This window comes from Thalassotalea litorea (genome assembly GCF_005843925.1).
Taxonomy (GTDB): Bacteria; Pseudomonadota; Gammaproteobacteria; order Enterobacterales; family Alteromonadaceae; genus Thalassotalea_A; species Thalassotalea_A litorea_A.
This window is the reverse complement of the sequence record NZ_VCBC01000004.1, coordinates 93,015-105,333: the sequence shown is the minus strand read 5'-3', so window position 1 is coordinate 105,333 and position 12,319 is coordinate 93,015. Positions and strand designations below refer to the sequence as shown.

8 protein-coding genes are annotated in these 12,319 nt (G+C 45.1%); 3 read left to right on the top strand and 5 right to left on the bottom strand.

Annotated features, from left to right (window positions below; genetic code table 11):
* Positions 1-28: 28 nt before the first annotated feature.
* From rsmH to FE810_RS04170, 5 genes are all read right to left on the bottom strand, one after another.
* Positions 29-970: a 16S rRNA (cytosine(1402)-N(4))-methyltransferase RsmH gene (rsmH, locus tag FE810_RS04190; protein ID WP_138318784.1), complete on the bottom strand. Its 942-nt coding sequence runs from the start codon at positions 968-970 to the stop codon at positions 29-31.
* Between the two features lie 2 nt (positions 971-972).
* Positions 973-1,431 carry a division/cell wall cluster transcriptional repressor MraZ gene (gene mraZ, locus FE810_RS04185; RefSeq protein ID WP_138318783.1) on the bottom strand — a complete coding sequence of 153 codons (459 nt, stop codon included), beginning with the start codon at positions 1,429-1,431 and terminating at the stop codon, positions 973-975.
* 487 nt (positions 1,432-1,918) lie between these two features.
* Positions 1,919-3,349: a sugar porter family MFS transporter gene (locus tag FE810_RS04180; protein ID WP_281278316.1), complete on the bottom strand. Its 1,431-nt coding sequence runs from the start codon at positions 3,347-3,349 to the stop codon at positions 1,919-1,921.
* Positions 3,350-3,529: 180 nt separating this feature from the next.
* Positions 3,530-4,567 (bottom strand): LacI family DNA-binding transcriptional regulator, encoded by a 1,038-nt coding sequence (locus FE810_RS04175; protein WP_138318782.1) that lies wholly within the window; start codon positions 4,565-4,567, stop codon positions 3,530-3,532.
* Between the two features lie 436 nt (positions 4,568-5,003).
* Positions 5,004-6,593 (bottom strand): sugar porter family MFS transporter, encoded by a 1,590-nt coding sequence (locus tag FE810_RS04170; protein WP_370738915.1) that lies wholly within the window; start codon positions 6,591-6,593, stop codon positions 5,004-5,006.
* A 414-nt stretch (positions 6,594-7,007) separates the two neighbouring features.
* Here FE810_RS04170 and xylB point away from each other — a divergent pair, with 414 nt between their 5' ends.
* The 3 genes from xylB (at position 7,008) to tkt (ending at position 12,318) form a co-directional block, all read left to right on the top strand.
* Complete coding sequence (gene xylB / locus FE810_RS04165) at positions 7,008-8,486, top strand: xylulokinase (protein WP_138318780.1); 1,479 nt, start codon at positions 7,008-7,010, stop codon at positions 8,484-8,486.
* A gap of 54 nt (positions 8,487-8,540) precedes the next feature.
* Positions 8,541-9,860 carry a xylose isomerase gene (gene xylA, locus FE810_RS04160; protein ID WP_138318779.1) on the top strand — a complete coding sequence of 440 codons (1,320 nt, stop codon included), beginning with the start codon at positions 8,541-8,543 and terminating at the stop codon, positions 9,858-9,860.
* Between the two features lie 448 nt (positions 9,861-10,308).
* A complete protein-coding gene (gene tkt, locus FE810_RS04155) occupies positions 10,309-12,318 on the top strand; it encodes a transketolase (RefSeq protein WP_138318778.1) in 2,010 nt (669 codons plus the stop codon).
* Position 12,319 lies beyond the last annotated feature (1 nt).

Here is a 12,319-nt window from a genome sequence, read left to right as displayed (position 1 = left end):
TCAGCTTCCTCGTGACGTTTTCGTCGGCCTACTTGCCTAAACGCTCAGCGACGCGTAGAACGGAACTTCGCGATCGCACATTCTCTTCAACTTCCGATTTGCTCGGTTTTTGTTTACGCCCGATTAGGGAAAGTTTTTTGCCTTTTTGCAGTTCATGCTCAGCGATCGGCATTCCACGGGGCACTTGACGCCCCTGGCTTTGCTTTTTCATAAACTGTTTAACCAGTCTGTCTTCTAAAGAATGAAAGCTGATCACGACCAGACGACCACCCTCTTTTAATACATCTAATGACGCATTTAACACCGCTTCAATCTGTTCAAGCTCACTGTTGATATAAATACGGATCGCCTGAAAACTTCGGGTTGCAGGGTGTTTTTTGATTTCTCGTTGCGGCGCTGCAGTGGCAATAATTTTGGCCAATTTTGCCGTGGTGTTGATATCTTGCTCCAGACGAGCATCAACAATGGCATTGGCGATACGCCAGGCATGTTTTTCCTCACCAAAGGTTCTTAGTACCCAGGTTATGTCTTCAACATCGGCGTGAGCTATCCATTCGGCTGCTGTTTGTCCTTTGCTGGTATCCATGCGCATGTCCAGCGGGCCGTCTTTCATAAAACTAAAACCGCGACTGGCATCATCAAGCTGCGGAGAAGAGACGCCTAAATCAAGCAAAATACCGTCAACGCGATCAAGCAGAGAAAGATCCTCGGCGATTTCAGCAAGGTTGGCGAAACCGTTATGAACGATCTCAAAGCGATTGTCGTCGGCGTATTTCTGCGCAGCGGCAATGGCCATCGGATCACGGTCAATGGCAATCAAGCGCCCCGTTTCTCCTAATTGGCTCAGGATCAGTCCAGAATGGCCGCCACGGCCAAAAGTGCAGTCAATATAGGTTCCGTCCGGCTTAATCGCCAGACCATCAACCGCTTCTTCAAGCAGTACTGAAATATGTTTAAATTCTTGTCCCATGACTATAAAGAGAAGTCCTGTAACCGTTCCGTTAATTCAAAATCACCAGACTGAATGCTGGTAATGCCTTGCTGCATGTGTTGTTGCCATTTCGCTTCTTGCCAAATTTCGAATTTATTAAATTGCCCAACCAACATAGATGCCTTATCTAAATTGGCGTGCTCTCGCAATACCGGACTAATCAAAAAGCGACCATTTTTATCCAGTTCACATTCGGTTGCGTTGCCAAGAATCACTTGTTGGAACAAACGTTCTTGCGGAACCATGCTGGAAAGTCGTGATAATTTAAGTTCAACTTCTTCCCACTCAGCCAATGGGTAGAGTAATAAACAGGGATTTTGGATATCGACGGTGCATATTAGCTTGCCTGAAAAATCCCCATACAAAACATCACGATACTTGGTTGGTATCGTGAGACGGGATTTACTGTCCAGGGTTACTTTATTTGCGCCTCTAAACATCAGCCTTGTTCTTATTAAAATTCATGGGCGAATACATCATCACTATAGTAAAGATCACACAAAGATCCACTTTTTTCCACTTTTCCCCACATTTAAACAGTGTAGAGAGTTTATTCAAGACCTGCAAGTGAGAGTCAGGATTAAATTTTGACATGAAAATCTAATAACAATGGGCGTTAGCGAGAAGTTTTTGAATTTGTGGAGTTTTGTGAAGTAACCGCGTAAAACCCTAGGTTTTATTCAAAAAATACACGGCGATTTTATCACAAACCGATAAGGCAAGTCATGGCAGATTACGTAAAGTTACAAGTAACACGGGGATATTCTACGAGTGGTAAAATGCTCAATCAAAATTATCGTTAGCATTGGATCAGAAAACAGCTCGGCAAACCGCTGAAGTCGCCAATAAATTCCGTGATGACATTTAGCAAACGTCTTGTCGGTTAAAGCGTTCGCTAGCGATGTTTGGGGTGACTATACTTGTCGATTACGCTTGCATTTCTTCCAGTTCTTTACCTTTGGTTTCGTGCACGTATTTAAATACAAAAATTGCCGAGAGAATTGCACCTAAGGTGTAAAATCCATAGGCACCGGTCAGGCCGATACCGGATAGCATAATCGGGAAGGAAATCGTGATCAGGAAGTTCGCGAGCCATTGCGCCAATCCGGCAATCGCCAGCCCAGAACCACGCAACTGATTCGGAAACATTTCGCCCAGCATCACCCACATAACGGGCCCCCAGGAAAAGTTGAAAAATATAACATACAGATTGGCGCTAACCAGTGCCAAGGTGCCATATTCCCCAAGGCCTAAATTGCCGTTTGCTTCGATATCCGCATTGGCAAAGGAAAAGACCATTGCCGCAAGCGAAATCGCCATACCAATCGACCCTATCAGTAATATCGGTTTACGGCCGATTCTATCAATGAGCAACACTGTAACAATACAGGCGGCAATACTGACAGCACCGGTAATCATATTAATTTGCAGCGCATCGGATTCGGTGAACCCCACCGCTTGCCATAAAATCGCACCATAATAAAAAACCACATTAATTCCAACAAACTGCTGAAACACGGCAAGACCAATGCCTACCCAGACCAAAGGTCGGATTTTACCCGTGGCTTTATCCAGCAGATCCGCCATTGATGGTTTGTGATCAAACGACTGCACTGAGTCACGAATGGTGTTTAGATGACTTTTCCCTTCCACCGCGCCATACAGTTTGAATAAGACTTTTTCCGCTTGGACATAGCGCTGTTTGAGAATCAAATAACGTGGACTCTCAGGAATGAACATTAACAATACGAGAAATAAGCAGGCCGGAATTAACTCCATCCAGAACATCCAACGCCAAGCTTCAAACCCCAACCAAAACTCCACCGTTGACTGACCTGCGGCCTTAGCAAGCAAGTAATTACTTACAAACGCCAAAAACAATCCGGTAATGATGGCGATTTGTTGAATGGTTGCCAGCGATCCTCGCATTCTCGCAGGTGCGACTTCGGCAATGTAGGCCGGCGCGAGAACACTCGCCCCGCCAACGGCCAAACCACCGATAATTCTAAATACAATAAATTGGCCACTGGTGGCGGCTATACCTGAGCCATAGGCACTGATGATGAAAAATGTCGCGGCCACGACTAATAAAGATTTTCGCCCAAATCTGTCTGCAAGTTTCGCCGCAAAAAATGCTCCCACTGCACAGCCTAACAACATACTGGCGACATTAAAACCAGTGCCAACGCTATCGGAGTTAAACGCTTTTTGCAGTCCAGCAACCGTACCGTTAATTACGCCCGAATCAAAACCAAACAAAAAGCCACCAATGGTAGCAACGCAGCTAATCAGAATAATAAAACCAATATTTTCCTGGGATTCAGTCGCCGATACTTGACTCACAATCGATTTCCTCAATGTACGGTTTGATAGATTAAACGATGACGTATTCTGTAACTCACGTTAACCCTCCCCTGAAAAACGCGTCAGCGAATAGGCATGGGTTTAGGTTTTGCTAGGCTTTAGTTTAGCCGATTGGGGCTGATCTATTTAAAAAAAGCGAAACTGCAATTAACGTGTCGGGGCATTGGCAAAAGATCAGGCTGTGATGTCTTGAGTCGATTCGCGTTCAATAATTGAGAAATCCAGTACATGGCGAAACTGTGCCTTATTTGCCAAGGATAAATCAGCAAATTTACCAGAACTTAGCAGATCAATCGCCAAGGCTGCCATTTCGTTAATTGGCTGACGAACCGTTGTTAAATGCGGCCAGATTGTTGATGCCAATTGGGTGTCATCAAAGCCAACGACAGACAATTTTTCCGGAACATCGAGTTTGAATCGATTGGCCGCCGATAATACCGCAGCGGCCATATCATCATTACTGGCAAATATTGCCGTCGGCTTATCTTCCAGACTTAGTATGTTCATCGCCGCATCTAAACCAGATTTGTAATCAAAAAGGCCTTGCTCGATATATTCCGGTGGCACGTTAATTCGATGCGATCTCAATGCATCGAGATACCCCTGATAGCGCAGTCGGCTCACGCCTTGATCCGGGTGACCAATAATAAAGCCGATTTTTCTATGGCCTTGCTCGATTAAACGATTCGTGACTTCAAAAGCTGCCTGATAATCATCCATGCAAATAAACGGGGAGGCGGTCAGATTGGTATCCGGCGCAATACGAATAAATGGCAAATTAGCATCGATAATGACTTGTAAAATTTCTGGGTTATCGCAGATTGGCGGTAGCAATATCAAACCATCGACACGGGAGACTTCAATGAGCTCTTTTAACGATTCCAGCGTCTTTTGATTGTAATCACTGCACTCATCAACGATCAAATGATAACCTTTAGCCCGACAACTCTTTAGTGCACTTAATAAAAACTGACTGGTGTACGAACCACTCGGATTGTCATACAGCAGCCCGAGAAAAAAGGATTTGGAGCTCGCCAGCCGACGCGCCGATACATTTGGACGATAATTTAATTCTTTAACGACTTTCATCACCTTTTCACGGGTTTTGTCGCTGACTTTGGCATCTTGGTTTAATACGCGCGAAACCGTCATCATGGAAACATTGGCTTTCGCAGCAACGTCCTGAATTCTGGTTCGTTTTTTAATAGCCATATATCCTTCCTGATCGGTAGATACTCAATAAAATCGGGTTAACAGGCGGAAACCAGATGTTGTAAGAAAAGAGTTTACTGTTAGCGCTCTCAATGCGCTTTGAAGTAAAGTGACAAGATATACGTATTAAATTGAAACATCAATAAAAACAGAGGAAAGACGAGGGTATGAACGCATTTCAATGCACGTTATCAGTGCTTGAATATTCTCATTTTTAAAGAAAATATTCCCGGCAATATGTTACGTTTTAGAGAGGGTAAAAAGCGATTTTTCGAATCCCCCCCGTCAGGTCACAAGCCACCTGACAATATGGGGGTCAACAAAAACGCCTGGGGTGCTCCAAGATCCTACTAGGCGCGACTTGACATAAAAGTGCGAGCAAACGGCCCGCAGCAATTTATCTACGGCCCGTATTTTTATCACATATCATTTTCCATCACACACGATTGGGCACCAATTCTTGTTCAATTTGTTCAAGCGATTTATTTTTAGTCTCTGGCAATAACCAGATCACCAGTACCAAACCAATGATGGCGAATATGCCATAAAGCATAAATGTCATCGCATTACCGAGATTGCTGATCTCCCAGGGTAATAACATCTGTACGGTAAAACTGACACCTGAATTAATCAGCCCCATCGTTGCAATGGCAATGCCGCGCAGATGGTTTGGAAAGATTTCTGCCAGTAACACCCACATCACGGGCCCCAGGCTAATTGCAAACGACGCGACAAAACCAAGAATTCCGAATAACACCAGCTCAGGTTGAATATTGATCGACTCCTGAATAATTTGTGCCTGGTGGGTTTTAAATTCTCGGGACGATAAGCGACTTTGCAGTGCTTGTTTGAACACCAAATCATTCTCATATTTTACGCCAATCATACCTTCGAATTTACCGGGCTCTAACTGCACCTGCTCGATCGCGTTGGTATCAAGTTCATAGGTCGCATTCTTAAAACCATAAGATACAATACTCATGCTGATGAAAACACCGAGTAATCCGATGATCAATAGCGGTTTACGACCCACTTTATCAATCAACAACATCGCAACTATGGTAAACACGACATTGATCACGCCCACCCAGATGGCTTGCACAAATGCGGCATTCGTACCAACCCCGCTTTGTTCGAAAATGGATGGCGCATAAAAATAAATCGCGTTCACACCGGTAATTTGCTGAATCACCGCGATAACAATGCCAATGGTCAGCACCAAACGCATATTTTTTGAAAATAAATCTCTGAAGCCGGTCAGTATGCTCGCTTCTTTTCGATGAGACTTCTGCTCTATCTCAGCCATTTCGATTTCCATGGCTTCAACCCCATGTAAATCCGTTAAAATTTCCCGAGCCTGCTGTTTCTGACCATTGAGCACAAGAAACCTGGGGCTTTCCGGTATGAATGTTAACAGCAGCAAGAACACCCCTGCAGGAATTAATTCAATACCTAACATCCAACGCCAGACATTGTCTGTGATCCCTAACGCCACCACCCAGTCGGCATTGCTTTGGGCTAAGTTCAACAAAAAGTAATTTGCAAAATAGGCAACGGATATTCCGATAACAATATTAAATTGATTGATGGAAATCATTTTACCGCGATTGGCCGGCTCTGAGATTTCGGCGATATAAACCGGTGCGATAATTAAGGATGCAAACGCAAAGCCACCAATGGTTCGGGCCATCACTAGCATCCAATAGCTACTTGCAAATGCTGAAAAAAGTGCAGAAATAACATAAAGGAAAGCGATGCTAACAAGTACTTTCTTGCGACCAATACGGTCGCTGATAGTACCCGCAATTAACGATGCAATTGCCGCTCCCAGAGTTGGCGCACTTACCACAAAGCCTTGTTCCCATTCATTCAAATCAAATTCAATGGCGACAAAACTCACGACACCGGAAATCACCGAAGCATCAAAACCAAACACGAATCCCCCGAGAGAAACAATGATGGCGATCATAAAGCTTGAAGATAATATTTTAGACATGTTTAGATTCTTATTTGGTAACGCTATCAATGAATGTTCAATCAACCAATGAGGGATAACATTTAACTGATACGCGTATTTTTTTGTTGTAATTATGGGTCTTATCAAAATACATGACACGATTCTCGTATCGGTGTTTATTATTGTGCTTCTCTTTAAACGAGTTTCGCCGCTAAATTATCTACCGAGCATCCCCGCCTCAAAGACTTATTGACGCAAGGTTGCCATACATTTTAATGCCTCTAGAGTACCACTTAAGGCTCATACATGCACCCGGCATCATCTAACCTTCTAAACGGGCTTGTTCCGGTTTATTTGCTTGCCATATCGCAAATATTTTTGCAGTTGCGGACTTAGGCTCCGTATTAAAATAAAAGTCCTTATGGTATAACATCAACAAAAGTGATAGCGTTAACATTTATTATCCCTTACTGAGTTATCGATATGTATTTAGGCATTGATCTTGGTACCTCTGGCGTAAAGGTCGTGGTCCTTGATGAGCAAAAACAATTAGTTGCACAAGGCAGCGCACCGTTAGAGGTGTCCTATCCGGCTCCTTTGCATTCGGAGCAAAATCCACAAGACTGGTGGCAAGCGACGAATGTTGCTATTCAACAAATAAAACACCAGCAACCGGATTTGCTCGCCAAGGTAGTCGCCGTTGGTCTGTCAGGGCAAATGCATGGCGCAACATTACTTGATGAATATGACAATGTCATACGTCCTGCAATTCTCTGGAATGATGGTCGTAGTCAGCAACAATGCCGCCAGATAGAACAAATGGTACCTGAGAGCCGAAATATTACCGGTAATATAGCAATGCCTGGGTTTACCGCCCCAAAAATTCTATGGCTGCAAGAGCATGAACCACAAGCTTATCAACGTATCGCTAAGGTCTTATTACCTAAAGATTATTTACGTTTCAAAATGACCGGTGACTACGCATCGGATATGTCAGATAGCGCCGGTACCTTGTGGTTAGATGTTGGCAAACGTAGTTGGTCTGATGAAATGCTGCAAGCCTGTGGTTTAACCCAATCCCATATGCCGAAATTATTCGAAGGCAATCAACCCACGGGAACATTAAGCGCAGAGATAGCCAAGGCGTGGGGGATGGCGGAAGTGCCGGTTGCCGCGGGTGGTGGCGATAATGCCGCCGGTGCCGCGGGAATTGGCGTGATTAACCCGGGAGATGCTTTTTTGTCACTGGGTACCTCCGGAGTCTATTTTGTCGCCAACGAGACTTACAAACCCAACCCTGACGGGGCCTTACATACGTTTTGTCATTGCATTGACAATACCTGGCATCAAATGTCAGTCATTTTGAGCGCTGCCAGTTGTCTGAGTTGGGTCATAAAATTAACGGGCGCTGACAATGAAACCTCATTTCTAGAGGAAATAAGCGCATTGAACTTTAGCGAGCCAGGCCAGGTTATGTTCCTTCCTTATTTAACGGGTGAAAGAACGCCACATAACGACCCGGATGCGAAAGGCGTATTTATTGGTTTAACGCAAAGTACCGACCGAGCAGAACTTGGCCGCGCCGTACTCGAAGGTGTCGCCTTTGCCTTTGCAGACGGGCAAAAGTCGTTGCTTGATGCCGGTACGCCAATTAATCAGGTATCGGTAATTGGCGGCGGTTCAAAGAGTCCTTTATGGGGCAAAATTTTAGCCAGCGTTTTAAATCAGACACTCATCTATCGCAACGGTGGCGATGTAGGCCCTGCTTTTGGCGCCGCAAATTTAGCGCGTCTGGCGGTATCTAACGAAACTGCAGCATCGGTGTGCACGTCGGGGGAGATCATACAAACCATCGGGCCTGACGCTGTTATGTCAGAATTTTATGCCAAACAATGGCAGACCTATCAACAACTATATCGCAGTCTGAAACCCATTTTTCGGGATTTAAGGCCGCACATTTAATGCAACCTAACCATCATCAAATGATATGACCAACTTTTTAGCCGGAGACCAATCATGAGCGAAAATTTTTTTACGAATGTCGAGAAGATTCAATACGAAGGGGAAAACAGTACCAATCCGTTAGCGTTTCGCTATTACGATGAAAATCGCATCGTAATGGGCAAGAGCATGAAAGAACATCTGCGCTTTGCCGCCTGCTACTGGCACAATTTCTGCTGGCCGGGCTCAGATATTTTTGGCGCGGGTACATTCGACCGCCCCTGGATCACACCATTTGGTGATCAAATGGCCCATGCAGAACAAAAAGCGCGAGTTGCCTTTGAGTTTTTTGAAAAACTCGGAGTACCCTACTTTTGCTTTCATGATACCGATATTGCTCCCGAAGGTGCAACGTTGCAAGAAAGCCATGATAATGTTTCTCGCATCGTTGATATCTTCGGCGAGGCAATGCAACGAACCGGCACAGGCCTGCTATGGGGTACCGCTAATTTATTCTCCAATCCTCGATTCTGTGCAGGTGGTTCCACCAACCCAGATCCCGAAGTCTTTGCCTATGCTGCCGCGCAGGTAAAACATGTACTTGAAGCAACCCATACCTTAGGTGGTGAAAACTATGTCTTATGGGGTGGTCGAGAAGGTTACGATACGCTGCTGAACACCGACTTAAAACGTGAAGGTGAACAATACGCGCGCTTTTTGAAAATGGTGATTGACCATAAACACAAAATTGGTTTTAAAGGTACCATTTTGATCGAACCAAAACCTCAGGAGCCGACCAAACATCAATATGATTATGACACCGCAACTGTGCATGGTTTTCTGCTTGAACATGGTTTACAGGACGAAGTCAAAGTCAATATTGAAGCCAACCATGCAACGCTTGCCGGTCACAGTTTCCACCATGAAATTGCAGTAGCTTGTGCTAAAGGCATCATGGGCAGCGTAGATGCCAACCGCGGTGATATGCAAAACGGTTGGGATACGGATCAATTCCCGAATGACGTCGCTGAATGTACCTTAGTCATGTATGAAATTCTCAAAGCCGGCGGTTTTGAAACCGGTGGATTTAACTTTGATACCAAGATTCGGCGCCAATCGACCGCACGTGACGACCTGTTTCATGGTCATATCGGCGGTATGGACACAATGGCAAAATCGTTGCTTAATGCTGCGAAACTTATCGAGGATGCACCGTTATCGGATTTTGTTGAGCAACGTTATGGACACTGGAATGGCGAACTCGGCCAGAGCATCCTTAACGGCACCGCAGATTTAGAAAGTTTGTCGAAACTGGTACTGGAAAACAATATCAACCCTGAACCGGTATCCGGCCGCCAGGAATTGTTAGAAAACATCGTTAACCGTTACGTTTAACTTGCTGTTTAACGGGGGCAAGCCCTGCCCCTTTATTTTTAATAGTGTTGGCCCTGGCGCAAAGAACGCGGCACGAATTTACTCGAATAACCGCCTAACTATCTGCAACGTTTCACTCTGCCATTGATAATAGCGAGCAATGATATTGTTGCTATGTGTCATTAGTTGCATGTCCGTGTATGTTGATTGTCGGTGTAAGTTGGGAAATTCTATAACGCATAGCCAAGTAGGTTTCCATCACAAATGTGGTTTGAACCAACAAAAAAACCAATATTGCTTTTGCCATAGCGTTCGGTGCTATTTTATAACCGTTACGATAGTGACATAGGCCACCAACGTGCTAATATGCCGGCTTAGCTGGCATTCAAGTGCTGGTATAATTGCTGAAAATACCCAATAAATTTTATCTACAATATCAATTCAATACGTAAACTAAGGTAAGTAACAGATGACCTCGCGCAAACAATTAGCCAATGCAATCCGCGCCTTGAGCATGGATGCTGTACAACAAGCCAATTCTGGTCACCCAGGAGCGCCTATGGGAATGGCGGATATCGCCGAAGTGCTTTGGAATGATTTTTTAAAGCATAATCCTACCAATCCTAATTTCCCGGATCGTGACCGATTTATTCTCTCCAATGGTCATGGCTCAATGCTAATTTATTCTCTGTTACACCTTAGCGGTTATGATCTACCGATTGGTGAACTGAAAAACTTCCGTCAACTACACTCAAAAACCCCAGGGCACCCTGAATATGGTTATACCCCGGGCGTTGAAACCACCACGGGTCCATTAGGCGCAGGTATTGCTAACGCCGTAGGTATGGCTATTGCGGAAAAAACTCTGGCAGCACAGTTTAACCGTGAAGACCACGATATTGTTGATCACTTTACCTATTGTTTTATGGGCGACGGTTGTTTGATGGAAGGCATTTCCCATGAAGCCTGCTCGCTTGCCGGTACGTTAGGCCTAGGTAAGCTCATTGCCTTTTGGGATGACAACGGCATTTCTATCGATGGTGAAGTCGAAGGCTGGTTTACCGACAATACGCCAGAGCGCTTTAAAGCCTATGGCTGGCATGTTATTGCCGATGTCGATGGGCATGATCCTGAACAAATCAGTGCGGCAATCAAAGACGCACAATCGATAACCAATAAACCAACGCTCATTTGTACCAAAACCATTATTGGTTTCGGCTCGCCAAATAAATCCGGATCCCATGATTGCCATGGCGCACCATTAGGCAACGACGAAATTGCTGCGACACGCGACTTTCTCAACTGGCATGAGCCAGCGTTCGAAATTCCTAATGACGTCTACCAAGGTTGGGATCACAAAGCTCAGGGAGCACAATCTGAACAAGATTGGCAGCAACGCTTTGTAGCGTATCAACAAGCCTATCCTGAGCTTGCCAAAGAATTTAAACGTCGTGTTATCGATAAACAATTGCCCGCAGACTTTGGTACCAAGGCCGATGCCTTTATTGCTCAGTGTCAGAATGACATGGCAAATATTGCCAGCCGTAAAGCGTCACAAAACAGCATTGAAGCTTTCGCACCTTTATTACCAGAATTGCTCGGTGGTAGTGCCGATTTAGCCGGTTCCAACTTAACCCTTTGGTCCGGTTCGAAAGGGATCGAAGCCAATGACGCCAGTGGTAACTACTTGTTCTATGGTGTTCGTGAATTCGGTATGAGCGCCATTATGAATGGCATTTCCCTACACGATGGCTTTATCAACTACGGCGCCACTTTTCTGATGTTTATGGAATATGCTCGCAATGCGGTGCGCATGTCAGCATTGATGGGTATCCAGAATATTTTCGTGTATACCCATGATTCTATCGGTCAGGGTGAAGATGGCCCAACCCATCAGCCAATCGAACAAATCGCCAACCTACGGATGACACCAAACCTGACGACCTGGCGCCCATGTGATGCTGCCGAATCGGCAGTCGCCTGGAAAGCGGCCATTGAAAGCCAAAATGCGCCAAGTGCTTTAGTATTCTCACGACAGGGCTTAACCCACCAGGTTCGTAATGAAGAACAGTTGGCCAATGTCAGTAAAGGTGGTTACACCTTAATCGATTGTGCAGGCAAACCTGACATTATTTTGATTGCGACCGGTTCAGAGGTCGAATTGGCCGCGCAAAGTGTTAAAGCACTGCAAGCGCAAGGCATTCAAGCTCGTCTTGTGTCGATGCCTAGTACCAATGTTTTCGACAAGCAAGAACAGGCCTATCAACAACAGGTGCTGCCTAACGATGTGGTCAATATTTTAGCTATTGAAGCGGCACACGTTGATTTCTGGTTCAAGTATGTTGGCCGTCACGGTGATGTGGTTGGCATGACAACGTTCGGAGAATCCGCGCCAGGTGGCGTCTTATTGGATCATTTTGGCTTTAACCTTGATAACGTGGTGAGCAAAGCCAAACAATTAATCGAACGCAATCAATAAG

Bases quoted from the DNA above. Each gene is read 5' to 3' on its own strand.
- rsmH (WP_138318784.1), bottom strand. From the start codon at position 970: ATGGGACAAGAATTTAAACATATTTCAGTACTGCTTGAAGAAGCGGTT.
- FE810_RS04175 (WP_138318782.1), bottom strand. From the start codon at position 4,567: ATGGCTATTAAAAAACGAACCAGAATTCAGGACGTTGCTGCGAAAGCC.
- tkt (WP_138318778.1), top strand. From the start codon at position 10,309: ATGACCTCGCGCAAACAATTAGCCAATGCAATCCGCGCCTTGAGCATG.
- mraZ (WP_138318783.1), bottom strand. From the start codon at position 1,431: ATGTTTAGAGGCGCAAATAAAGTAACCCTGGACAGTAAATCCCGTCTC.
- xylA (WP_138318779.1), top strand. From the start codon at position 8,541: ATGAGCGAAAATTTTTTTACGAATGTCGAGAAGATTCAATACGAAGGG.
- xylB (WP_138318780.1), top strand. From the start codon at position 7,008: ATGTATTTAGGCATTGATCTTGGTACCTCTGGCGTAAAGGTCGTGGTC.